General features: G+C 67.0%; 25 protein-coding genes and 1 riboswitch. Of the genes, 10 read left to right on the top strand and 15 right to left on the bottom strand.

The features are described from left to right. Positions 1–3: 3 nt before the first annotated feature. Positions 4–2,229 (top strand): hypothetical protein, encoded by a 2,226-nt coding sequence (locus tag B3E91_RS11065; RefSeq protein WP_287029460.1) that lies wholly within the window; start codon positions 4–6, stop codon positions 2,227–2,229. Between the two features lie 25 nt (positions 2,230–2,254). Here B3E91_RS11065 and B3E91_RS11070 read toward each other — a convergent pair whose 3' ends face one another. The 10 genes from B3E91_RS11070 to nrdR form a co-directional block, all read right to left on the bottom strand. Then, positions 2,255–2,893, bottom strand: coding sequence for a retropepsin-like aspartic protease family protein (locus B3E91_RS11070; RefSeq protein WP_414708243.1), 639 nt, complete (start codon positions 2,891–2,893; stop codon positions 2,255–2,257). After that, positions 2,880–3,641: a substrate-binding periplasmic protein gene (locus B3E91_RS11075; protein ID WP_287029461.1), complete on the bottom strand. Its 762-nt coding sequence runs from the start codon at positions 3,639–3,641 to the stop codon at positions 2,880–2,882. Before B3E91_RS11075 ends, B3E91_RS11070 begins: the two co-directional genes overlap by 14 nt. An 11-nt stretch (positions 3,642–3,652) precedes the next feature. Continuing rightward, entirely contained in the window at positions 3,653–4,153 is a 501-nt protein-coding gene (locus B3E91_RS11080) for a phosphatidylglycerophosphatase A family protein (protein ID WP_287029462.1), read from the bottom strand. Continuing rightward, positions 4,146–5,114, bottom strand: a complete 969-nt coding sequence (gene thiL / locus B3E91_RS11085; RefSeq protein WP_287029463.1) for a thiamine-phosphate kinase — start codon at positions 5,112–5,114, stop codon at positions 4,146–4,148. Before thiL ends, B3E91_RS11080 begins: the two co-directional genes overlap by 8 nt. Before the next feature lie 44 nt (positions 5,115–5,158). Continuing rightward, positions 5,159–5,659 carry a transcription antitermination factor NusB gene (gene nusB, locus B3E91_RS11090; RefSeq protein WP_287029464.1) on the bottom strand — a complete coding sequence of 167 codons (501 nt, stop codon included), beginning with the start codon at positions 5,657–5,659 and terminating at the stop codon, positions 5,159–5,161. Beyond that, complete coding sequence (gene ribE / locus B3E91_RS11095; protein ID WP_090225314.1) at positions 5,656–6,132, bottom strand: 6,7-dimethyl-8-ribityllumazine synthase; 477 nt, start codon at positions 6,130–6,132, stop codon at positions 5,656–5,658. Before ribE ends, nusB begins: the two co-directional genes overlap by 4 nt. Before the next feature lie 182 nt (positions 6,133–6,314). Next, complete coding sequence (gene ribBA, locus B3E91_RS11100) at positions 6,315–7,403, bottom strand: bifunctional 3,4-dihydroxy-2-butanone-4-phosphate synthase/GTP cyclohydrolase II (protein ID WP_090225313.1); 1,089 nt, start codon at positions 7,401–7,403, stop codon at positions 6,315–6,317. A 13-nt stretch (positions 7,404–7,416) separates the two neighbouring features. Further along, positions 7,417–8,079 (bottom strand): riboflavin synthase, encoded by a 663-nt coding sequence (locus B3E91_RS11105; protein ID WP_287029465.1) that lies wholly within the window; start codon positions 8,077–8,079, stop codon positions 7,417–7,419. Positions 8,080–8,231: 152 nt separating this feature from the next. Beyond that, a riboswitch (FMN riboswitch) is annotated at positions 8,232–8,391 on the bottom strand. Positions 8,392–8,498: 107 nt separating this feature from the next. Next, positions 8,499–9,620, bottom strand: coding sequence for a bifunctional diaminohydroxyphosphoribosylaminopyrimidine deaminase/5-amino-6-(5-phosphoribosylamino)uracil reductase RibD (gene ribD, locus B3E91_RS11110; protein WP_287029466.1), 1,122 nt, complete (start codon positions 9,618–9,620; stop codon positions 8,499–8,501). Next, on the bottom strand, positions 9,617–10,081 hold the full coding sequence (nrdR, locus tag B3E91_RS11115) for a transcriptional regulator NrdR (protein WP_273230288.1): 465 nt from the start codon (positions 10,079–10,081) through the stop codon (positions 9,617–9,619). Before nrdR ends, ribD begins: the two co-directional genes overlap by 4 nt. 142 nt (positions 10,082–10,223) lie before the next feature. Here nrdR and B3E91_RS11120 point away from each other — a divergent pair, with 142 nt between their 5' ends. From B3E91_RS11120 to trxA, 3 genes are all read left to right on the top strand, one after another. Continuing rightward, on the top strand, positions 10,224–10,667 hold the full coding sequence (locus B3E91_RS11120; RefSeq protein WP_287029468.1) for a YbaY family lipoprotein: 444 nt from the start codon (positions 10,224–10,226) through the stop codon (positions 10,665–10,667). Further along, positions 10,664–11,323 carry a class I SAM-dependent methyltransferase gene (locus B3E91_RS11125; RefSeq protein ID WP_273230284.1) on the top strand — a complete coding sequence of 220 codons (660 nt, stop codon included), beginning with the start codon at positions 10,664–10,666 and terminating at the stop codon, positions 11,321–11,323. The genes B3E91_RS11120 and B3E91_RS11125 overlap by 4 nt, the downstream gene beginning before the upstream one ends. Before the next feature lie 72 nt (positions 11,324–11,395). Further along, positions 11,396–12,268: a thioredoxin gene (gene trxA / locus B3E91_RS11130; protein ID WP_287029469.1), complete on the top strand. Its 873-nt coding sequence runs from the start codon at positions 11,396–11,398 to the stop codon at positions 12,266–12,268. A gap of 10 nt (positions 12,269–12,278) precedes the next feature. On the opposite strand, the gene B3E91_RS11135 is transcribed toward trxA, so the two are convergent. Continuing rightward, entirely contained in the window at positions 12,279–12,623 is a 345-nt protein-coding gene (locus tag B3E91_RS11135; protein ID WP_287029470.1) for a hypothetical protein, read from the bottom strand. A gap of 126 nt (positions 12,624–12,749) precedes the next feature. Between B3E91_RS11135 and B3E91_RS11140 the strand changes: the two genes are divergently transcribed. The 5 genes from B3E91_RS11140 (at position 12,750) to B3E91_RS11160 (ending at position 16,728) form a co-directional block, all read left to right on the top strand. Continuing rightward, on the top strand, positions 12,750–13,322 hold the full coding sequence (locus B3E91_RS11140) for a DUF2796 domain-containing protein (protein WP_287029471.1): 573 nt from the start codon (positions 12,750–12,752) through the stop codon (positions 13,320–13,322). Between the two features lie 61 nt (positions 13,323–13,383). Continuing rightward, complete coding sequence (locus tag B3E91_RS11145) at positions 13,384–14,088, top strand: ABC transporter ATP-binding protein (protein ID WP_287029472.1); 705 nt, start codon at positions 13,384–13,386, stop codon at positions 14,086–14,088. A 1-nt stretch (position 14,089) separates the two neighbouring features. Then, positions 14,090–15,355, top strand: coding sequence for an ABC transporter permease (locus tag B3E91_RS11150; RefSeq protein ID WP_287029473.1), 1,266 nt, complete (start codon positions 14,090–14,092; stop codon positions 15,353–15,355). Continuing rightward, positions 15,352–15,876, top strand: a complete 525-nt coding sequence (locus tag B3E91_RS11155; RefSeq protein ID WP_287029474.1) for a DUF3299 domain-containing protein — start codon at positions 15,352–15,354, stop codon at positions 15,874–15,876. The genes B3E91_RS11150 and B3E91_RS11155 overlap by 4 nt, the downstream gene beginning before the upstream one ends. A 159-nt stretch (positions 15,877–16,035) precedes the next feature. Next, the gene (locus B3E91_RS11160; protein ID WP_090225279.1) at positions 16,036–16,728 is read left to right on the top strand and encodes an OmpW/AlkL family protein; all 693 of its coding nucleotides are present in this window, start codon (positions 16,036–16,038) and stop codon (positions 16,726–16,728) included. 57 nt (positions 16,729–16,785) lie between these two features. Here the strand turns inward: B3E91_RS11160 and B3E91_RS11165 are convergent, their stop codons facing one another. From B3E91_RS11165 to B3E91_RS11180, 4 genes are read right to left on the bottom strand one after another with little or no spacing between them, the layout of a single operon-like run. Beyond that, entirely contained in the window at positions 16,786–17,715 is a 930-nt protein-coding gene (locus B3E91_RS11165) for an NAD-dependent epimerase/dehydratase family protein (RefSeq protein ID WP_287029476.1), read from the bottom strand. Continuing rightward, positions 17,708–18,592 carry a sugar nucleotide-binding protein gene (locus B3E91_RS11170; RefSeq protein ID WP_287029478.1) on the bottom strand — a complete coding sequence of 295 codons (885 nt, stop codon included), beginning with the start codon at positions 18,590–18,592 and terminating at the stop codon, positions 17,708–17,710. Before B3E91_RS11170 ends, B3E91_RS11165 begins: the two co-directional genes overlap by 8 nt. Before the next feature lie 13 nt (positions 18,593–18,605). Further along, positions 18,606–19,103, bottom strand: a complete 498-nt coding sequence (locus B3E91_RS11175; protein WP_090225276.1) for a single-stranded DNA-binding protein — start codon at positions 19,101–19,103, stop codon at positions 18,606–18,608. Between the two features lie 9 nt (positions 19,104–19,112). Continuing rightward, positions 19,113–20,507: an MFS transporter gene (locus B3E91_RS11180; RefSeq protein WP_090225275.1), complete on the bottom strand. Its 1,395-nt coding sequence runs from the start codon at positions 20,505–20,507 to the stop codon at positions 19,113–19,115. A 192-nt stretch (positions 20,508–20,699) separates the two neighbouring features. On the opposite strand from B3E91_RS11180, the gene uvrA reads away from it, so the two are divergent. Beyond that, on the top strand, positions 20,700–23,534 hold the full coding sequence (uvrA, locus tag B3E91_RS11185; protein WP_287029481.1) for an excinuclease ABC subunit UvrA: 2,835 nt from the start codon (positions 20,700–20,702) through the stop codon (positions 23,532–23,534). Positions 23,535–23,539: the final 5 nt, after the last annotated feature.

The following is a 23,539-nucleotide window of genomic DNA, read 5'->3' on the forward strand; positions in this document are numbered from 1 at the left end:
GCCATGGGCCTTCACCCGCAGCGCACGCCCCGCCTGCCCGCCCGACAACGCGGCATGGCGACTCTGATGATCATCCTGCTCGCCGGGCTGGCGCTGACGGTGACCGCGCTGGGCGTCACCCATGCCGTGCGAAGCGCCCAGGACAAGCAGGTCACGGTGCATGCCGCGACGCACGCCCAGGCGGGCGCCTGGACCGGCGTCGAGGTGTTTCGTCAGTACCTAAAGTCGATCAACCAGGCCAGCCTCGAAGCGCTGGCGGCCGGCCAGGCGGTCAGCATCAGCCTCGGCGACATGGCGCTGGGGGCGGTGATCGTGCAGAACACCGTCACCAGCGGCAGCACCCGGCGGATCACCGCCAACATCCGTAACCAGGACGCCGCCGCGCGCTCCACCTCGGTGATCCAGGCGGTCTACCAGGTGACGCCGGGGGGCGCGACCAACACCGAATCCGGTCTGCCCTGGAGCGACGTGCTGAACATCTACAACGACCTGAACATGAGCGGCGGCATCGGCATCCGCGGCTATGACAACGCCAACTTCAACGTCAGCGGCAACGTCAGCCTGAACAACGCCTCGATCACCGGGATCAAGACGATCAAGGCGACCGGCGACATTTCCATCGGCAGCGCCATCGCCGTGACCACGCTCTACTCCAACGGCAACATCGCGCTGACGGGCTCCGCCAGCGCCACCACCGCCTCGGCGCTCGGCAATATCACCGTCGCCAGCGGCGGTACCCAGGGCACGCTGAACGCCAACGGCAACATCACCCTGAGCAACGGCAGCACCAGCACCGCCAATGCGCTGGGCTGGATCAAGGTGAGCAGCGGCAGCAACCAGGGCGCGCTGAACGCGGCGCAGACCATCGCCATCAGCAACGGCGGCACCACGAACGTCGCGGCCGCGGTCGGCAACGTCTCCGTGACCGGGGGCTCGGTCAACGTCATCAACAGCGAAGGGGACGTGACCTCCACCCGCAACGTCGCGCAGATCAATGCCAATGGCAGCGTGGTCGCCGGTGGCAGTGCCGCCACGGTGATCAAGGCAATCGGCAACGTCACGCTCAACGACTCCGGCAGCAAGAGCGTCACCACCAAAGGCTCGGTGCTGGTCAACGCCGGCAGCCTGAGCAGCGTCACCGCGCAGCAGAACCTGACGTTCAACGGCTGGGGAAGCGCGAGCGGCAGTGTAGGCGGCACGGTCACCAAGGCCGAGCAGTACAACAACAACGTGAACGTCTCCAGGCAGCCGGGCCTGGTAGTCGACGTGCCGTTGGTGGACGTCGTGCCGATGACCCGGCTGACCGAGTTCAGCCTGACCCAGCCACAGGTGGATGCGTACCCGCTGAAGAGTTCGGCCAACTACGCCTTCACCTACGACAGCGGGCATATTGTGGTGACCGTCGCCAACATCAGCGGCATCCCCGCCGGTAGCTACCGGATCGGCAAGATCAAGACCAACTACAACGACAAGTGGGGTTACCTGTGCAGCGACATCGACGGCTCGGGCTATTGCAGGACCGAATGCGCGACGGTCACCAACGGCAGTTGTAGCGGCGTCGGCGTCGCCAGCGCACGCAAGATTTGCCAGGGCACCTGGGACGGCGCGGAGTGCATCGCTTACTCGAACGGAACCTGGACGCTCAACGGCCAAAGCGACAATACGGTCGTCGCCCCGGGCGTACTCTGGCTCAAAGGTAACCTGGCCCTGCAGAGCGGCTTCTTCCGCAACAGCATCATCGCGACCGGCAACATCACCACCTCCGGCAGCGACAAGGTCTCCGCGATCAACTACAGCGGTTACGCCCTCACCTGCCAGAACAGCACTTTTTCAGGACTTTACCCGGTCAACTACTGCAGTACCGATGGCGCCCTGATCGGCAACCCTGTCGGCAACATCGGCCTGCTGGCGGGCGGTTACGTCGACGGCGCCTACAGCGGCGGCATCATCAACCTCGGCGCCTCCACCGAGGTCTTCGGCAGCGTGATCGCCGGCGACACCCTGCTCACCAGCGGCAACAGCACCGTGCATGGCTACGTCACCGCGGCCGGCCTGGGCAGCAGCACCAGCAACGACTGGGGCGGCAGCCTGACCATCGACCTGACCAACCTCCCGGCCGGCTACAACCCGGGCGGGATTCCCGACATGGGCAACTGCACCAGCAATTGCGACGGCGGCCACGGCTCGGCCGCCGCCAGCGCCGAGCTGCTCTGGAGCCGCTACCTGTAGGAAAGGGATGCGTGACCTGCGGGAGCTACTTGGCCTCGAGCACCAGCATTCCCTGCTCTTCGCCCCAGCGCACGCGGCTGAGGAAGCTCATGCCGAGCAGGACCTCGCCCGGCGCCGGGCCTTCTAGGATCGAGGCCTGGACGCCGCGCAGCTCGATCTCGCCGACCTTGACGCTGCTGAGCGTCACGCCCCAGGCCTTCACCGTGCCGTTGGCGGTGCTGACGATCAAAGGCCGGCCGAGCACCCGGAAGTCGATGCCCAGGCGACTCGCCTGCGCCTCGTTCATCGCCACCGAGGTGGCGCCGGTATCCACCAGGAACTGCACCGGGAAACCCTGAACCGAGCCTGGCACCCAGTAGTGCCCCGAGTTGCTCCGCGCAATGGACACCTGCGGACGCTTCGGCGTCGCGCTGCCCTGGCCGTACTCGCGGCTCAGCTCGATGCGCCGCTCGACGCCATCGATGCGCAGCAGCGCGCCGTTCTTGTCCGCCGCCACCACCTCCACGCCCTGCGGCCCGCTCTGGCCGACGCGCACCAGCTTGCGCGTGCCGTCGACGTTGAGCACCACGGCGCTGGGAAACAGCCCGACCACCTGCACCTGCGGCGCGGCGTGGAGCATGCAGGCCCACAATAGGCCGCAGACAAGCAGCTCACTGTGGCGCATCGCCCTTCTCCGGATAGCGGTCGAACAGATAGAGCTGGTTCCAGCGCCCATACAGGGCGCGCAGGCTGCCATCGTCCTTCAGCGCCTGCAGGCGCCGGTCGTACAGCGCCGCGAGGGTGCGCCCGCGCGGGGTCGCGGCGAAACCGGGGTACATCGGCAGGCCGGTCAGTTCGGTGATCCGATAACGATCCGGCTGCGGGCTGGCCTGGAGCAGCAGTTGCACGTCCGGCAGCGCGTCGATGTAGAAGTCGGCGCGACCGCGTTCGAGCATTTCCAGCACACCGTCGCGGCGGCGGATCTCTTCGTATCCCACCACGCCGGGCAAATGGCGCTGGTAGCCGTAGCCACGGATCCAGGTCAGCCGGTACTGGGCGAGATCGTCCAGGGCGGGGGCCGGCTTGCTGCTCAAGCCGAGGGCGACCACCGGGTCGAGGCCGTAGGAACTGCGCGGATAGATGACGCCGTCGAGGCCCTCGTCGCGGTAGGAACCCAGCCAGGCATCCGCCTCGCCACGCTGAACCAGACCGACGCCACGGGTGTAGACCTCGCTGCGAATGTCCACCTTCACCCCCGCCGGCTCGAAGATCAAGCGCATGATCTCCCAGCCCAGACCGCTGCCGTCGGCATTGGTGTAGCCCGGCCACACGTCGCTGACCAGGCGGATGTCCATCGCCTGCGCTTCCTCGGCGTACGCCTCGCCCAGCACGGTGGCGCAGAACAGCAGCGCACCGATCATCCATGATTTCATCGCTGTGTATCCTAGATCACGAGCCAGGCCGCGCCTTGGACGACTGCCCAGGCGAAGACGCCCGCCAGCACGTCGTCGAGCATGATACCCAGCCCACCTTGCAGGTGCCTGTCCAACCAGCCGATCGGTTCCGGCTTGAAGATATCGAACAGACGAAAGGCCACGAAGCCGAGCAGCAGCCACGCCCAGCCGTCCGGCGCCAGCCAGAAGGTGATCCAGATGCCGACCAATTCATCCCAGACGATGCCTTCGTGGTCGTGCACCCGCAGGTCGTCGGCGACCTTGCCGCACAGCCAGATGCCGAACAGCGTGGTGGCTACCAGCAGCGCCGCGTAGCCCCACACCGGGAGCAGGTGCCACAGCGGGACGAACACCAGGGCGATCAGCGAACCCCAGGTACCGGGTGCCTTGGGCAAGGTGCCGGAGCCGAAGCCGAAGGCGAGGAAATGCCAGGGATCGGACCACACCGAATGCGGAACCGGCTGCGTCGGCGCCTGGTGGGAATCAGTCATGGGTCGCTCCGAAATGTTGGTAACCGCCCGCAGGCAGGTCGAGGGACAGTCCCTGGGCGTCGAGCAGTTGCACGCCGGCGCCTGCCTCGACGCGGCCGATCACCGCCAGCTCCGGCCAGTCGCGCTGGAACGCGGGCAGCAGGGACGGCGGCAGCGTGAACGCCAGGCGGTAGTCGTCGCCGCCACCCAGCGCGCAGGCCTGCGCCGCCTCGCGTCCGAGCAGCGCCAGCAAGGGCGCCGACAACGGCAGCCGCTCGCGCTCGACGAGCAGGGTGACGCCGGAGGCGCGGGCGATGTGGCCGCAATCGGCGAGCAGGCCATCGGAGACGTCCAGCGCCGCCGTCGCGCTGCCGCGCAACGCCTGCCCTAGCGCCAGTTGCGGCTGCGGCGCCCAGTATCGTTCCAGCAGCGGCCTTGCGATCCGCGCCGCCGCGCGACGCTCGCGAAGCACCAGCGGCAGCGCGCCGGCGGCGTCGCCGAGACTGCCGCCGACGCAGAGCAGGTCGCCGGGCCGTGCGCCGCTGCGGGTCAGCGCCTGGCCACGCGGCACGCGGCCGAACACGCTCAGGGTCAGGCTCAGCGGACCACGCGTGGTGTCGCCGCCGACCAGCGCCAGCCCGCAGGCCGCCGCCATCAGCGCGAGGCCGTCGGCGAAGCCGCGCAACCAGTCTTCGTCGGCGCCAGGCAGGGTCAGCGCGAGGGTGAAGGCGAGCGGCGTCGCGCCCATCGCCGCCAGGTCACTGGCGGATACCGCCAGCGCGCGCTGGCCGAGCAGAAAGGCCTCGCAGGCATCGGGGAAATGCACGCCGGCGACCAGCGTGTCGGTGGACACCGCCAGCTGTTCGCCGGGTGGCAGGTCGAGCAGCGCGCAATCGTCGCCGATGCCCAGCGCGACGCCTTCGGCCGCCTGCGCGCAGGGCGCGGCGGCGAAGTAACGACGGATCAGCTCGAATTCCCCCATCGGGACGCCTCAGGCAGCATCCGGGGACGAGGGACGGGGCGACATCAGCGCTTGTCGCCGCGCTGGCCGCCGCGCACTTCGGCCGCGCGCAGGGTCGGCGCCAGCTTGTCCAGCACGCCGTTGACGAACTTGTGCCCGTCGGTGGCGCCGAACACCTTGGCCAGCTCGATGCCCTCGTTGATCACCACGCGGTACGGCACGTCGACACGGTGGGCCATTTCCCAGGTGGACAGGCGCAGGATGGCCAGTTCGACCGGGTCCAGTTCCTCCAGCGGGATATCGAGGAACGCGGCGAAGGCGCCATCGATTTCCGGTTTGTTGCGCGCAACGCCGGTGAGGATTTCGTGGAAGTAGGCGCCATCGACACCGGCGAAGTCGTTGTCGACGCGGAACTGCGCTTCGATCTCGTTGAGCGACTGCCCGGCGATGTGCCACTGATACAGCGCCTGCATCGCCAGACTGCGGGCCACGCGACGCTGCGCGATCCTGCCCTTCGCCGGCTTGGCCGGCTGCTGGTCGTCCTGATCGTCCCGGTTAAGACTCACTTGGCCTCCAAGGCCGCCAGCAGGCTGACCATTTCCAGAGCGGACAGCGCGGCTTCGGCGCCCTTGTTGCCGGCCTTGGTGCCGGAGCGCTCGATGGCCTGCTCGATGGAATCCACGGTCAGCACGCCGAACGCGACCGGTACGCCGAATTCCATGGAAACCTGGGCCAGGCCCTTGGTGCATTCGCCGGCGACGTATTCGAAATGCGGAGTGCCGCCGCGGATGACCGCGCCGAGGGCGATGATCGCCGCGTACTCGCCCTGCTGGGCGACCTTCTGGGTGACCAGCGGAATCTCGAAGGCGCCGGGCGCGCGGATCAGGGTGATGTCGGCTTCCTTGACGCCGTGGCGGACCAGGGCGTCGACCGCCCCGCTGACCAGGCTTTCGACGACGAAGCTGTTGAAGCGGCCAACCACCAGGGCGAATTTGCCTTGGGGGGCGATGAAGGTACCTTCGATGGTCTTCAGAGGCATGGATGGGTCTCGATCTGTATTAAAGAGCCGGGCGTCACTCGCCCCGAAAATAAGCTTTTTGCTCCCCTTGCCCAGGTGCGGGAGAAGGCCGGGCGCGGAGCCACGACCCCCTCCCCCGCCCTGCGGGCACCCTCTCCCATGAAGGGGAGCGGGTCATCGGAAGCGGCACTGCGGGCCGCCTGTCAATCGGCGGGCAGGTATTCTACAACCTCCAGGTCGAACCCGGATATCGCATTGAACTTCATCGGCGAACTCATCAGGCGCATCTTGCGCACGCCGAGGTCGCGCAGGATCTGCGAGCCGGCGCCGACCGTGCTGTAGGTGCTCGGCGTCTTCGCGGTGCCGGCATCGGCCTCGCGGATGTGCGCGAGCACTTCGTCGCCGTCCAGCGAATGGCCGAGCAGCAGCACCACGCCGCTGCCCGCGCGGGCCACTTCGGTCATCGCCGCGCGCAGGCTCCAACGGCCCGGCTGGCGGACCATCAGCAGGTCGCGCATCGGGTCCATGTTGTGCACCCGCACCAGCGTCGGCTCTTCCGGACAGATGCTGCCGAGGGTCAGCGCCATGTGTACGTCGCCCTCCACCGAGTCGCGGTAGGTGACCAGGTTGAACGGACCGACTTCGCTGTCCAGCGGCTGTTCGGCGATGCGCTGCACGGTGCGCTCGTGGATCAGCCGGTAGTGGATGAGGTCGGCGATGGTGCCGATCTTGATCCCGTGCAGCTCGGCGAAGGCCTCGAGTTCGGGCCGGCGCGCCATGCTGCCGTCGTCGTTCATCACCTCGCAGATCACCCCGCTCGGCTCGAAACCGCCCATCCGCGCCAGGTCGCAGGCCGCTTCGGTGTGGCCCGCACGGGCCAGTACACCGCCGGATTGCGCCATCAACGGGAAGATGTGGCCGGGGCTGACGATGTCTTCGGCCCTGGCGTTCTTCGCCGCGGCGGCCTGCACGGTGCGCGCGCGGTCGGCGGCGGAGATGCCGGTGGTGACGCCTTCGGCGGCCTCGATCGAGACGGTGAATTTGGTGCCGAAGCCGGAGCCGTTGCGCGGCGCCATCAGCGGCAGCTTCAGCGTTTCGCAACGCTCGCGGGTCATCGGCATGCAGATCAGCCCGCGGGCGTAGCGCGCCATGAAGTTGATGTGCTCGGCCTGCACGCACTCGGAGGCCATGATCAGGTCGCCTTCGTTTTCGCGATCTTCGTCATCCATGAGGATGACCATCTTGCCCTGGCGGATGTCTTCGACGAGTTCTTCGATGCTGTTGAGTGCCATGGTTGGCGAATCCTTACTTGTTCAGGTAGCCGTGCTCGGCCAGGAAACTTTCGCTGATGCCGGAGGCGGCGGGCTCGGCGGCCTTGTCGCCGAGCAGCAGGCGCTCGATGTAGCGCGCCAGCAGGTCGACCTCGAGGTTGACCTGCCGCCCGGGGCGGTAGTCGGCCATGATGGTTTCGGCGAGCGTGTGCGGGACGATGGTCAGCTCGAACTCGGCGCCATTCACCGCATTCACCGTCAGGCTGGTGCCATCGACGGTGATCGAGCCCTTCAGCGCGATGTACTTGGCCAGCTCGCGCGGCGCGCGGATGCGGAACTGCACGGCGCGGGCGTTCTCCTCGCGGGACACCACTTCGCCGACACCGTCGACGTGGCCGCTGACCAGGTGGCCGCCGAGGCGGCTGGTGGGCGTCAGCGCCTTTTCCAGGTTCACCGGGCTGCCGCTCTTGAGGCCGGCCAGCGCGGTGTGGCTGAGGGTCTCGCGGGAAACGTCGGCCCAGAAGCCGTCGCCGGGCAACTCCACCGCGGTGAGGCAGACGCCGTTCACCGCGATGCTGTCGCCGAGTTTGACGTCGCCCAGGTCGAGCTTGCCGGTCTGCACGTAGAGGCGCACGTCGCCGCCCTTGGGAGCCAGCGCGCGGATGCTGCCGATGGCTTCGATTATGCCGGTGAACATACGACCTCCCGCGCGAGCCGCGCAGAAGCCGTCGAACGGCTGAGGAAATGCAAATGGAAACGCGACATCGTGAAACTCCTGTTTTGTGAAAAACAGGGCACGTCGATCGAAAGGGATTGCAGGGGCGCGCCTGAAGGCTGCCCGTGGTGGCATCCCGTTCTCTCTTCATCCGGACTATGACCGTCGGCCCCGGGATCACACCGGGTCTGCTGACCTCGCCGCCCCGTGCGGGGTATGGCGAGCGCTCGCGGGCTCGACGCATTGCGCGCCATCACCGCCGGTGGGGAATTGCGCCCCGCCCTGAGAACGTTCCGGCCACCTGAATGGCCGGACGGCGTTTTTAGCACAAAATGCCGCAGGGCCGGAAGCGCCAAGGCGCCTTGCAGGCCCTCGCGGCGACAGTTCGGGGACGATCGGAGCTAATGAGTGACAGGGCGGGCGACGATCAGCCAGTCATCGCCGACGGCGCGGATATCGGCGATCTTCAACGCGCGCGATTCGGCCATGCGCTCCAACGGCAGGTCGAGCAGCGGCCGCGCACTGGAGCCGAGGAAGCAGGCGGCGACGAACAGCTGGTACTCGTCCACCAGCCCCTGCCGGGCGAAAGCGCCAGCCAGTTGCGCGCCGGCCTCCACCAGCACCTCGTTGGCGCCACGCGCGGCCAGCTCGACGAGCAGCGCACGCAGATCGACACGGCCATCGCCGCCGTCCAGCGCCAGCAGCGCATGCCCGGCCGCCGTGTAGCGCTCGCTCGCGGCGGCGTCGGTGCTCGCTACCAGGGCCGGGCCGGCCTGGAAGAACGGCGCATCCAGCGGCACGCGCAGGCGCCCGTCGACCAGCACGCGCAATGGCGCGCGGCCGGCGGCCAGGGCGGTCTGCTCGGCATCCAGGCCCAATTCGTCGGGACGCACGGTGAGCCGCGCGGCATCGGTGAGCACGGTGTCGGCGCCGCTGAGCACCACGCTGGACTGCGCGCGCAGGCGCTGCACCGCGGCGCGCGCGGCCGGCCCGGTGATCCACTGGCTTTCGCCGCTGGCCATTGCCGTGCGGCCGTCCAGGCTCATCGCCAGCTTGACCCGCACGTAGGGCAGGCCCTGTTCCATGCGCTTGATGAAACCCGGGTTGAGCGCCCGCCCCTCGGCTTCGAGCACGCCGGAGGCCACTGCGACCCCGGCCGCGGCCAGGCGCTGCAAGCCCTGACCGGCCACCTGCGGATTGGGGTCCTGCATCGCCGCGACCACCCGCGCGACGCCGGCCTGCAGCAGCGCATCGGCGCACGGCGGCGTGCGTCCGTGATGGCTGCAGGGCTCCAGCGTGACGTAGGCGGTGGCGCCGCGCGCGCGTTCGCCGGCCTGGCGCAGCGCGTGGACTTCCGCGTGCGGCTCGCCGGCACGCACGTGCCAGCCTTCGCCGACGACCTCGCCATTGCGCACGATGACGCAACCGACACGCGGATTGGGATGGGTGGAATACAGGCCCCGGCGCGCCAGCTGGAGGGCGCGGGCCATGTGGCGGATATCGTCTACCGGCGTGTCGCTCATTGCTTGGCCGGCTCGCGGGACAACCGCTCGATCTCCTCGCGGAATTCGTTGAGGTCCTGGAAGCGCTTGTAGACCGAGGCGAAGCGGATGTAGGCGACTTCGTCGAGTTTCTGCAGCTCGGTCATCACCAGTTCGCCGAGCACCAGCGACTTGACCTCGCGCTCACCGGTGGCGCGCAGCTTGCTCTTGATGTGGGCGATGGCCTCTTCGAGGCGCTCGATGCTGACCGGGCGCTTCTCCAGCGCGCGCTGCATGCCGGCGCGCAGCTTCTCTTCGTCGAACGGCTGGCGGCTGCCGTCCTGCTTGATCAGCCGCGGCATCACCAGCTCGGCGGTCTCGAAGGTGGTGAAGCGCTCCCCGCAGGCCATGCATTCACGCCGGCGGCGCACTTGATCGCCCTCGGCAACCAGCCGCGAGTCGATGACCTTGGTGTCGTTGGCGCTGCAGAAGGGACAGTGCATGTCAGGGTGCGATAGAGAAAACGGGCGGCCATGGTAGCGCATCCTCCCGGCAAGACAAGACGAGGACTTTGCGCTATACAGGCGCCCTGCCGAAGGCTGGATGGCGTTGTCATACAGTCAACCGAAGCGATGGAATTGACCGATGCCCCTACGCCCGTTGTGCCTGCTTTTCCTTGCCGCCCTGCTCGCCGCCTGCGCCAGCGCGCCCGAACCCTCTGCCCCACCCGCACAGAAGGCCCCGGCGAAACCGGTGGTCACCGAGCTGAGCCTGCCGGACTACATGCGCGAACTGGTCGGCACGCTGAGCACGCCGCCGGCGGGTAGCGAAGTGGAACTGGCGCTGCTGGTGATCGACGAGCGCGACCGCCCGCAGCAACTGCTCGGCAGCCTCAAGCTGGCGGGCACCGGTGGCGCCCTGCCGTTTCGCCTGCCGTTCAACCCGGCGGCCTTCCCGGCCGATGCCCGCGTCGAGTTGCGCGCCCGTGTCGTCGAATCCGGCGTGCTGACCCTGCGCCTGCAGCCGCAGCGCATCACCCGCGCGGAAACCCAGACGCTCGGCGCACTGGAGCTGGAAGTCGCACCGTGACTCCAGGCCCGGCCCTGCAGCGGGCGATCGAAGATCTCCTCGGCGATGCGCGCCTGCTACCGCAGCGGTTGCCGGGCACCGATCTGTCGCTGTGGCTGATCGACCCGGCGAACATGCAGCGCGCCTTCAGCCCGGAGGAAACCCGGCGGATTCTCGACGAGCCGCCGTACTGGAGCTTCTGCTGGGCCAGCGGCCTGGTGCTGGCGCGCTGGCTGGCGCAGCAGCCGGAATGGGTGCGCGGCAAGCGCGTGCTGGATTTCGGCGCCGGCTCCGGCGTGGCGGCGATTGCCGCGGCCAGGGCGGGCGCCGCGGAGGTCGTCGCCTGCGATCTCGACCCGCTGGCCCTGCAGGCCTGCCGGGCCAACGCCGAACTGAACGGGGTGACAATGGGCTATTCGGACGACTTTTTCGCCGAGGCCGATCGCTTCGACCTGATCCTGGTCGCGGACGTGCTCTACGATCGCGCCAACCTGCCGCTGCTCGACCAGTTCCTCAGCCGTGGCCGCGAGGCACTGGTGGCCGATTCGCGGGTCCGCGATTTCCAGCATCCGCTGTACCGCCGGCTCGACCAGAGGGAAGCCTGCACCTGGCCGGACCTCGCCGAACCCGCGGAATTTCGCCACGTCAGCCTCTATCACGCACGGCGCGCCGGCTGATCGGGACTTGCTTCACGACCACAGCGCCCCCACTTATAGTTCTGCCACTTTTCTGCCTTGCCGAGACAATCCATGAGCGACCTGCCCTATATCTTCGACGTATCCGGCGCCGCCAACTTCGAACAGCTGGTGATCGAGAATTCCTTCCACAAGCCGGTGCTGGTGGATTTCTGGGCGGAATGGTGCGCGCCCTGCAAGGCGCTGATGCCGATGCTCGCGCAGGTCGCCGAGAGCTATCGCGGCGAACTGCTGCTGGCCAAGGTCGACTGCGACGCCGAGCAGGAGATCGTCGCACGCTTCGGCATCCGCAGCCTGCCCACCGTGGTGCTGTTCAAGGACGGCCAGCCGGTGGACGGCTTCGCCGGCGCCCAACCGGAATCCGCGGTGCGCGCGATGCTCGAACCGCACGTGCAGATGCCGCCGCCGGAAGCGGCCGATCCGCTGGAAAGCGCGCAGGCGCTGTTCGACGAGGGCCGCATCGGCGACGCCGAGGCCCTGCTCAGGCAACTGCTGGGTGAAGACAACAGCAACGCGGCGGCGCTGATTCTCTATGCGCGCTGCCTGGCCGAACGCGGCGAGCTGGAAGAGGCCGAGGCGGTGCTCGGCGCGGTCAAGGGCGACGAGCACAAGCAGGCGCTTTCCGGCGCCCGCGCGCAGCTGACGTTCCTGCGTCAGGCCATCGACCTGCCCGACGCCGCGACGCTGAAATCGCGCCTGGCGCAGAACGCCGAAGACGACGAGGCCGCCTATCAACTGGCGGTTCAGCAGTTGGCGCGCCAGCAGTACGAGGCCGCGCTGGACGGGCTGCTGAAACTCTTCGTGCGCAACCGCAGCTACGCCGACGGCCTGCCGCACAAGTCGCTGCTGCAGGTATTTGACCTGCTCGGCAGCGATCACCCGCTGGTCACCACCTATCGCCGGCGGCTGTACCAGGCGATCTATTGATTCCGTAGATTCAGCGCTCTATCCAGCGATAGATAGGCGTTTCGCCGCCGTTCTCCAGCTTCACCTGCTCGCAATGCCGCAAGCGCACCAATAGGCGCTTGCCGGCCTGCGCGCTGCCCGCCAGCGCGGACAGCTCCGCCAGCAACTGCGGCCCCTCCATCTGTTGCGCCTGGCGCAGGAGGTCCTGCGCCATCTGCCAGCGGCCGTCTTCCGCTAACGCCGACGGCGCCACCTTCGATGCCGCCGCAGCCGGTTCCACCCGGACCTTCTCCGCCAGCAGCGCCCACTCCTGCGCATCCAGCTCAAGCGTCAGATCCACCGGCCAGTCGCCGACCTTCCCGCGAATTCGCACCATGCCACGCTCCTCTCATCGAGCCCGCATGCTCCCACGGCACGAACGATCCCACCACGTCGCGCTGGCATTCTTCGACAAAACCTTGTTATAACGTAACGACAAATGTCACACCACCCGGAGAATCCGATGCGCCGCGTCCTGCTCGCCCTGCCCTTCGCACTGCTACCCCTGGCAATCGCCCAGGCCCACGATGACGACCATGACCACGAGCACGGCAGTCTCGGCAAACATGAACATGGCGTCGCCGCGCTGAACGTGGCGCTGGACGGCAAGACCCTGGAAATCGACCTGGAAAGTCCGGCGATGAACATCGTCGGCTTCGAGCACGCGGCCAACAGCGTCGCCGACAAGGCCAAGGTTGCCGCCGCCCGTGCACAGCTGGAAAAACCGCTGGTGCTGTTCAGCCTGCCTGCCGCCGCCGGCTGCACAGTGACCGAGCAGGCACTGGAAAGCCCGCTGTTCGGCAACGCCAAGGCGCACGCGGATCACGATGACGACGAGCACGCCGGACACGAACACAGCGACGTCGACGCCGAATACAAGCTCAGCTGCGCCACGCCCGAAGCGCTGAAGGCGCTCGATCTCTCCGCCTTCTTCAGCCAGTTCCCGGCGACCCAGAAGGTCAACGTCCAGTTGATCGGCCCGAACGGCCAGCAGGGCGCCGAGGCCACCCCGGCCAGCCCCACGCTGAACTTCTGAATCTTGCGCGGGGCAGCCAGGCCGCTCCGCGCGCCTTCACCTTACTTCTTCCGGCTGCGCAATGACCTCTTTGCTCGAACTCAACGACCTCGGCTTCGCCTGGCCCGGCCAGGAGGAACTGCTGGATATCCCGCAGTTTCGCCTCGAACGCGGCGAAACCCTCTTCCTGCGCGGCCCCAGCGGCAGCGGCAAGACCACCCTGCTCGGCCTGCTCGGCGGCGTGCAGAAAGCCGGACGCGGCAGCATTCGCCTGCTTGGCGAGGAACTTGGTGGAATGTCCGCCGGCGCCCGCGATCGTTTTCGCGTCGACCACACCGGCTACATCTTCCAGCAGTTCAACCTGCTGCCGTTTCTTTCGGTGCGGGAAAACGTCGAGCTGCCGTGCCGCTTCTCGCGCCCGCGCAGCCAGCGCGCGCACCAGCGCCATGGCAGCGTGGCGCTGGCCGCCAGCGAACTGCTCGCTCACCTTGGGCTGCCGCCCGCACTGCACGCGCGCCGTGCCGATGCGCTGTCGATCGGCCAACAGCAGCGGGTCGCCGCGGCGCGCGCGCTGATCGGCCAACCGGAGCTGGTGATCGCCGACGAGCCAACCTCGGCGCTGGACAGCGACACCCGCGAAACCTTTCTCGAACTGCTTTTCGCCGAATGCCGCGCCGCCGGTTCCAGCCTGCTGTTCGTCAGTCACGATCAGGGCCTGGCACCGCTGTTCGACCGCAGCCTGTCGCTGGCCGAACTCAATCGCGCCGCCCAACCCGCCGGAGTCTGAGATGCACCTATTCCGCCTAGCCCTGGCCAGCCTCGCCAACCGGCGCTTCACCGCGTTGCTGACGATGTTCGCCATCGCCCTTTCGGTGACCCTGCTGCTCGCCGTCGAACGCGTGCGCACCGAAGCCCGCGCCAGTTTCGCCAGCACCATCAGCGGCACCGACCTGATCGTCGGCGCGCGCTCCGGCTCGATCAACCTGTTGCTTTACTCGGTGTTCCGCATCGGCAACGCCACCAACAACATCCGCTGGGACAGCTTCGAAACCGTCGCCGCCGACCCGAAAGTGAAATGGGCGATCCCGATCTCCCTGGGCGACTCGCACCGCGGCTACCGGGTGATGGGCACCAGCCAGGCGTACTTCGAGCACTACCGTTACGGCCGCAGCCAGGCCCTGCAGCTGCGCGACGGCCGCGCCTTCGCCGACGACCCGTTCGAGGTGGTGCTCGGCGCCGAGGTGGCCGATGCGCTGCACTACAGGCTCGGCGACCGGATCGTCCTCGCCCACGGCGTTGCCACGGTCAGCCTGGTCCAGCACGCCGACAAGCCGTTCACCGTGGTCGGCGTCCTCGCGCGCACCGGCACGCCGGTGGACCGCACGCTGCACATTTCCCTCGCCGGCATGGAGGCGCTGCACGTCGACTGGCAGAACGGCGTGCCGGCCCGCGGCGCCGGCAAGGTCAGCGCCGAACAGGCGCGACACATGGACTTGACGCCCAAGGCGATCACCGCCTTCCTGCTCGGCCTCAACAGCAAGGTCGCAACCTTCGCCGTGCAACGCGAGATCAACGAGTTCCGTGGCGAGCCGCTGCTGGCGATCCTGCCCGGCGTGGCGCTGCAGGAACTCTGGAGCCTGATGGGCACGGCGGAAAAAGCGCTGCTGATGGTCTCGCTGTTCGTCGTGCTGACCGGGCTGATCGGCATGCTCACGGCGATTCTCACCAGCCTCAACGAGCGCCGTCGCGAGATGGCCATCCTGCGCTCGGTCGGCGCGCGGCCCTGGCACATCGCCGGGTTGCTGATCGTCGAGGCGTTCGCGCTGGCCGCCGCCGGCGTGGTGGTTGGCGTCATGCTGCTGTATATCGGCATCGCCGCCGCACAGGGTTTCGTGCAGAGCACCTATGGCCTGTATCTGCCGCTGTCGCTACCCAGCGCCTACGAATGGCAGATGCTCGGCGGCATCCTCATCGCCGCGCTGCTGATGGGCTGCATCCCGGCCTGGCGCGCCTATCGACAATCGCTGGCCGATGGCCTGACCATCCGCGTATGAAAAAACCATGCGCGCTTTTGCTCCTGCTACTCGCACTGAGTCTTCCGGGATTCGCGGCTTCACCGCGCGAGCTGACGTGGGAGGCGCTGATCCCGGCGGACGCCGCAGCCGCTCCGCCACCGGTGGCCATGCACGATCTGGCGCAACTCGGCGACGCCCTCTCAGCCGAGTCGGCGCCCGCGGTCGCGCAACAACGCCCGTCCGAACCGACGGTGCGCGAACTCGACGGTGTCTCGGTGAAACTGCCGGGTTACATCGTGCCGCTGGATGTCAACGAGGAAGGCCGGGTGACCGAATTTCTGCTGGTGCCCTACTTCGGCGCCTGCATCCATGTGCCGCCGCCGCCGTCCAACCAGATCGTCCACGTGAAGAGCGAAAACGGCGTGATGCTGGACACCCTCTACCAGCCGTTCTGGATCGAAGGCACCCTCAAAGTGGCGCAGAGCCACAGCGATCTGGCCGAATCCGGATATGCCATGCAAGCCGGCAAGATCTACCCTTACGAAATCCCGGACCAGTGATTTATCAACGCCGAAAGACGCTCAGAATGGGCGGAAAAATGGCTGACAAAGCGCCGCAACCCTACAAAAGTATCCGTTGAGCTAAATCAACAAGCCTTTCGGCCACCTCCCTACCATAGCCTCCAGCCAATACAAACACAGACTCGACTGGAGTTACTTATGCGCAAGTCCCTGTTCACCCTTAGCGTGCTGGCCATGGCTCTCGCCGCTCCGCTCGCACAAGCGCACGAAGCCGGCGACATTCTCGTCCGCGCCGGTGCCATCACCGTCAGCACCCATGAAGACAGCTCCGGCGTCAAAGTCGATCGCGGTAGCCTCGCAGGCACCGACCTCGGCGGCAAGGCCTCCATGGACAACGATACTCAGCTGGGCCTCAACTTCGCTTACATGGTCACCGACCATATCGGAGTGGAACTGCTCGCAGCGACCCCGTTCACCCACGACGTTAAAATCAAAGGCGCAGGCCTCGATGCAGCAAACGGCAAGCTGGGCACACTGAAACACCTGCCGCCGACCCTGAGCCTGGTCTACTACCCGCTGGACGCCAAGTCCGCCTTCCAGCCCTATGTGGGTGCCGGCATCAACTACACCTGGATCATGGACGGCGATACCAGCAACGAAGCTGAAGCGGCCGGCTTCCGTAATCTGCAGGCCGACAACAGCTGGGGCTGGGCAGCCCAGATTGGCGCGGACTACATGCTGACCGACAAGCTGCTGATCAACGCACAGGTCCGCTATATCGACCTCGACACCACGGCCTATGTTGACCATCCTGGTCTGGGCGTGCGGGCGAAAGTCGACGTAGACGTAAGCCCTTACGTTTACATGGTTGGCCTGGGCTACAAGTTCTAAGCCCAACCGAAGTGAAAACAGGCGCCTAGGCGCCTGTTTTTTTTGCCTGCAGAAAACTCAGCGACCGAGAAGTCGGCCCAGCCCTGCCCGCATGGGCGTAGTCTGCCCGAGGGCGTAGCGACGCAGCAGGCGTGCATTGTCAGCCCGGGAATGGCGGATATCGCCTGCGCGCGCAGGCAGGTGAGCGATCTCCGGCAAACCGCCCAGCACGTCACCGATGGCCTGAAGCAACTGCAGCAAGGTGGTTGCCTCATTCAGCCCCACATTCACCGCGCCCACCTCGACCGAGGACGCACTCAGCGCCTGCACCAGCACGCCGACCAGATCGTCGATGTAGAGAAAATCCCGGGTCTGCTCCCCATCGCCAAAAACGGTGATGGGCAAGCCTTTGGCTGCCCGCTCGGTGAAAATACTGATGACGCCGGAATAGGGCGACGAAGGATCCTGCCGCGGGCCGTAGATATTGAAGAAGCGAAATACCGCCGGCTCCAGGCCATGCTGGCGCCGGTAGAAATCCAGGTAGTACTCGCTGGCAAGCTTGTCCGAGGCATAAGGCGTGAGCGGGGACTTCGGCGTGTCCTCGTCGATCGCGGCGCCCTCGCCGTTCTGGCCGTAAACTGCGGCGCTGGAAGAGAACAGCACGCGCTTCACGCCATGGGTACGCATCGCCTCGCAGACATTCAACGTACCGATGAAGTTGCTGCGGTGCGTGGTTACCGGATCGTCTACCGAGGCCTGCACGGAGGCCACGGCAGCCAGGTGCGCCACGGCGGCGCAGCCTTGCATCGCCGCGAGGACGCAGTCGGCATCGGCGACGTTGCCCTCCAGCACTTCGAGACGCTCATCGTGGAGCGGAAGGTTATCCCGCTTGCCGGTCGAGAAGTCGTCCAGCACCCGAACGCGCTGCCCGCTCGCGAGCAGGGCATCGACCAGGTGGGAGCCGATGAAACCAGCGCCGCCGGTGACCAGGATGGGCGAATCAGACATGACGGTAAAAACGGTCCAGTAGTGAGGGCAGCCCGGAGCGCCAGGCGCGCGGTTTGATGCCGAATGTATTGAGAATCTTGCGGCACGCCAGCACCGCATGTTGCGGCTCGTCGGCGGCATCGGCGCAGGCGGCATGTGCCTGGGCCGTGGGCTCGTTGACGGTGAAGGAGCGGAATGCCCGCGCCTCCGCCAGCACGGCCTGCCCCAGGGTGAGCGCCGTGGTCGCTTCGTGGGCACCGTAGTGATAGGTGCCCCAGAGCGGCGCCGCGCAATCCAGCTGCTTCAGGACCGACAGCATGACCCGTGCGACGTCATCGACCGGGCACGGATTGCCGCGGCGGTCGTCGGCGAGGAGAAGCTCTTCGCGCGTCTGCGCCGCTGCGAGAAAGCGGCCGAGAATGCCGTCCTTGCTGTCGTCGAGCAGCCAGCCGAACCGCAGCAGTACGTGCCTCGGGCAGGCGGCGCGCACGCTCTGCTCGATCCGCCAGAGCGCCTGACCACGCAGGCCAAGCGGCTGCGGCTCGTCTTTCTCGCTGTACGCGGTCGCCCGCGCGCCATCGAAAACCTGGTAACTGGAAGGCTGCAGCAGAAGGATCTGGTGGTACTGGCACAGCTCGGCCAGCCGCTCGACGGCGCGCTCCTGGGTCTCCAGGCGCGCCACATCGGCGTCCGCGCGCTGGAACCAGTCGAAATAGAACGCCAGGTTGATCAGGGCATCCGGGCGAGTGTCGTCGAGCAGTTGGGTCAGGCTGGCGGCGTCCCACCCCTGATCAGGCGGGCGAGGCGCGAGGAAACCGATATTCTCCTCGGCACCGAGCCGGATCAACGCCTGGCCCAGCGCATTGCCCCCACCCAGAAGCATCAGGCGCATGTGCATGCGGAGCGGATTCCTAGAACGGAATGTCGTCGTCGAAGCTGTCGTAGTCCGGAGCGGGCTGGGCGGCGGGCTGCTGTTGCGGACGCGACTCGCGCGGCGCCTGCTGCTGCGGCTCGCGCTGCGGTTGCGGACGCTGCTGGCGCGGGGCCGAATCGCCATCGTTACCGCCGCGGCCGCCGAGCAGCTGCATGGTGCCTCCCATGTCGACGACGATTTCGGTGGTGTAGCGCTTCACGCCGTCCTTTTCCCACTCGCGAGTCTGCAGACGCCCCTCGATGTAGCACTGCGAACCCTTGCGCAGGTACTCACCGGCGATTTCCGCGACCTTGCCGAAGAACACCACGCGGTGCCATTCGGTGCGCTCCTGATTCTGACCGGTCTGCTTGTCTTTCCAGCTGTCGGTGGTTGCCAGAGTCACGTTGGTGACGGCGTTACCATTGGGCAGGTAGCGGGTTTCCGGGTCGCCGCCGACGTTGCCGATCAGAATGACTTTGTTAACCCCACGGGCCATGACGTTCTCCTAGGCTTCGGCACGCCGCGGCGCCGGATCGACCAGGCGCTCGAGGGACGTGCGGTCCAATTGTTCGGTATCCACTTTGACGTAGGCGGCGGCCTCTTCGACCACCACCATGGCATCCGCCACTCCGGGCACTGCCAGTAAACGCTCGGCCAAGCCCGCGTCCGCTGCCGCGTCGGGCGACAACGGCAGGCGCAGGCTGGTGACATAAGGCGGTTCGCGCATGGTAACAGCAAACGCCAGCCAAATCGCACAGAGCACGGCGCAGCCGATGAAGACCGTGGCCAGCCCGCCATGCTGGTAGAACCAGCCACCGAGGATGCCGCCGACCGCCGCGCCGAGGAACTGGCTGGTCGAATACACGCCCATCGCCGTCCCCTTGCCACCCGCCGGCGAGACCTTGCTGATCAGCGACGGCATGCTGGCCTCCAGCAGGTTGAAGGCGGTGAAGAACACAACGGTGCCGACCACCAATGCCGTCAGGCTGCTGCCGAACAGCCAGAAGAACAGCTCGCAGATCAGCAGCACGCTGATCGCCCCCAGGAGTACGCGCTTCATCTTGCGCTTCTTCTCGGCATAGATGATGAACGGCACCATCGCGAAGAAGCCGATCAGCAGTGCAGTGAGGTAGACCCACCAGTGCTCTTCCTTGGGCAGGCCGGCGCGCTCGACCAGCGCCAGCGGCAGGGCGACGAAACTCGACATCAGCACCGCGTGCAACGCCAGGATGCCGAAGTCCAGACGCAGCAGTTGGCCGTTGCGCAGGGTGGCGCCGAGCGCCTGCTTGGCTACGCCGGACTCGCGGTGCTGCAGGCGGACGTCCGCCCGCGGGACGATGAAGGCGATGATGAGGATGCCGACGATGGCCATGGCAGCGGTGACCCAGAACAGCCCGGAAAGGCCGAAGGCGCGGGTCAGCAGCGGACCGACCACCATCGCCACGGCGAACGACAGGCCGATGCTCATGCCGATCGCCGCCATTGCCTTGGTCCGGTGCTGCTCGCGGGTCAGGTCGGACAGCAGCGCCATGACCGCGGCCGAAATTGCCCCGGCGCCCTGCAGCACCCGGCCGGCGATCACGCCCCAGATGGAGTCGCCATTGGCAGCGAGGACGCTGCCAGCGGCGAAGATCAGCAGGCCGATGTAGATCACCGGAAGTCGGCCGATGCGATCGGAGATGATGCCGAAGGGAATCTGCAGCACGGCCTGGGTCAGGCCGTAGGCACCGATGGCCAGGCCGATGAGCGCGGGCGTGGCGCCGGCGAGGTCCTGCCCATAGGTCGCCAGCACCGGCAGCACCATGAACATGCCCAGCATGCGGAAGGCGAACACCAACGCCAGGCCACCGGCGGCGCGGGTCTCGCTGCCACTCATGCGATCGCTGTACGGATCGTGCATTTGACTCTGCCACCCCTGTTACGAACAGGGCGGGGATTCTACCAGCCCCCATCCCCAAGAGCCCGCGCAAAAGCAGCGAGCGGCGGCTAAACCCTCGCGCACCCTGCCGGTCAGAGAAAGACCGCAGCGCCCTGACGCGCCGGCTCGCCGATCCGTATACTCATGGGTTTTCGCCCGCCATGCGAGGCTGTTTTGGACAAGATCCTGATCCGTGGGGCTCGTACCCACAACCTGAAGAACATCGACCTCACCCTCCCCCGCGACAAACTCATCGTGATCACCGGCCTGTCCGGCTCCGGAAAATCGTCCCTGGCCTTCGACACGCTCTACGCCGAGGGGCAGCGCCGCTACGTGGAGTCGCTCTCCGCCTACGCCCGGCAGTTCCTCTCGATGATGGAAAAGCCCGACGTGGACACCATCGAAGGGCTGTCCCCGGCGATCTCCATCGAGCAGAAGTCCACCTCGCACAACCCGCGCTCCACCGTCGGCACCATCACCGAGATCTACGACTACCTGCGCCTGCTCTATGCCCGCGTCGGTACGCCGCGCTGCCCGGACCACGACATCCCGCTGGAGGCGCAGACCGTCAGCCAGATGGTCGACCAGGTACTGGCGATGCCCGAGGGCGCCAAGCTGATGCTGCTCGCGCCGATCATTCGCGAGCGCAAGGGCGAGCACCTCTCGGTGTTCGAGGAAATGCGCGCCCAGGGCTTCGTCCGCGCGCGGGTCAACGGCAAGCTCCACGAACTCGACGACCTGCCCAAGCTGGACAAGCAGAAGAAGCACACCATCGAGATCGTGGTCGACCGCTTCAAGGTGCGCGCCGATCTGCAGCAGCGCCTCGCCGAGTCCTTCGAGACCGCGCTGGGCCTGGCCGACGGCATCGCGCTGGTGGCGCCGATGGAAGGCGAAACCGGCGAGGAAACCATCTTTTCGGCGCGCTTCGCCTGCCCGGTCTGCGGGCACTCGATCAGCGAGCTGGAACCCAAGGTGTTTTCCTTCAACAACCCGGCCGGGGCCTGCCCGACCTGCGACGGCCTCGGCGTTAAGCAGTTCTTCGACGCCAAGCGCCTGGTCAACGGCGAGCTGACCCTCGCCGAAGGGGCGATCCGCGGCTGGGACCGGCGCAACGTCTACTACTTCCAGATGCTCGGTTCCCTGGCCAGCCACTATGGCTTCAGCCTGGAAACGCCGTTCGGGCAGATCGGTGCCGAGGACCAGAAGGCGATCCTGTTCGGTTCGGGCCGCGAGAGCGTCGACTTCCGCTACCTCAACGACCGGGGCGATATCGTCAAGCGCTCGCACCCGTTCGAGGGGATCATCCCCAACCTCGAACGACGCTACCGCGAGACCGAATCGCAGACCGTGCGCGAGGAGCTGGCCAAGTTCCTCAGCACCCAGCCCTGCCCGGACTGCAACGGCACGCGCCTGCGCCGCGAGTCGCGCCATGTGTGGGTGGGCGAGAAGACGTTGCCGGCGGTGACCCGCCTGCCGGTCGGCGATGCCAGCGACTATTTCGCCGGGCTCGAGCTGACCGGGCAGAAGGGCCAGATCGCCGACAAGATCCTCAAGGAAATCCGCCAGCGCCTGGAGTTCCTGGTCAACGTCGGGCTCGACTACCTGACCCTCGACCGCAGCGCCGACACCCTGTCCGGCGGCGAGGCGCAGCGCATCCGGCTGGCCAGCCAGATCGGTGCCGGCCTGGTCGGGGTGATGTACATCCTCGACGAACCCTCCATCGGCCTGCACCAGCGCGACAACGAGCGCCTGCTCGGCACGCTCAATCACCTGCGCAACCTGGGCAACACGGTGATAGTCGTGGAACACGACGAAGACGCCATCCGCCTCGCCGACTACGTCGTCGACATCGGCCCCGGCGCCGGCGTGCATGGCGGGCAGATCGTCGCCGAGGGCACACCGCAGGAGATCATGGATCACCCCGACTCGCTCACGGGCAAGTACCTCTCCGGGCGGGTGAAGATCGCGGTGCCGACGCAGCGCACCCCGCGCGACAAGAAGAAACTGCTCAAGCTCAAGGGCGCGCGCGGCAACAACCTGCAGAACGTCAACCTGGAAATCCCGGTTGGCTTGTTGACCTGCGTGACCGGGGTGTCCGGCTCGGGCAAGTCGACGTTGATCAACAACACGCTGTTCCCGATCACCGCCACCGCGCTGAACGGCGCCACCACGCTGGAAGCCGCGGCGCACGACAGCTTCGACGGCCTGCAGCACCTGGACAAGGTGGTCGACATCGACCAGAGCCCGATCGGCCGCACGCCGCGCTCCAACCCGGCAACCTACACCGGGCTGTTCACGCCGATCCGCGAGCTGTTCTCCGGCGTGCCGGAGGCCCGCTCGCGCGGCTACAGCCCAGGGCGCTTCTCCTTCAACGTCAAGGGCGGCCGTTGCGAGGCCTGCCAGGGCGACGGCGTGATCAAGGTGGAGATGCACTTCCTGCCGGACATCTACGTGCCCTGCGATGTCTGCAAGGGCAAGCGCTATAACCGCGAAACCCTGGAAGTGAAGTACAAGGGCAAGAGCATCCATGAGGTGCTGGAAATGACTATCGAAGAAGCCCGCGAATTCTTCGAAGCGGTTCCGGCGCTGTCGCGCAAGCTGCAGACGCTGATCGACGTGGGCCTTTCCTACATCAAGCTGGGGCAGAGCGCGACGACGCTGTCCGGCGGCGAGGCGCAGCGCGTCAAGCTGTCGCGCGAGCTGTCCAAGCGCGACACCGGCAAGACGCTGTATATCCTCGACGAGCCCACCACCGGCCTACACTTCGCCGACATCCAGCAGTTGCTCGACGTGCTGCACCGGCTGCGCGACCACGGCAACACCGTGGTGGTCATCGAGCACAATCTGGACGTGATCAAGACCGCCGACTGGCTGGTGGACCTCGGCCCGGAAGGCGGCTCCAAGGGCGGCCAGATCATCGGCAGCGGCACGCCCGAAGAGCTCGCCTCCCTACCGCAGTCCTACACCGGGCATTTCCTCAAGCCTCTGCTGGAACGCGACAAGGCCTGAGTCCG

Source organism: Pseudomonas sp. UBA6310, from assembly GCF_002438225.1.
Lineage (GTDB): Bacteria > Pseudomonadota > Gammaproteobacteria > Pseudomonadales > Pseudomonadaceae > Pseudomonas_O > Pseudomonas_O kuykendallii.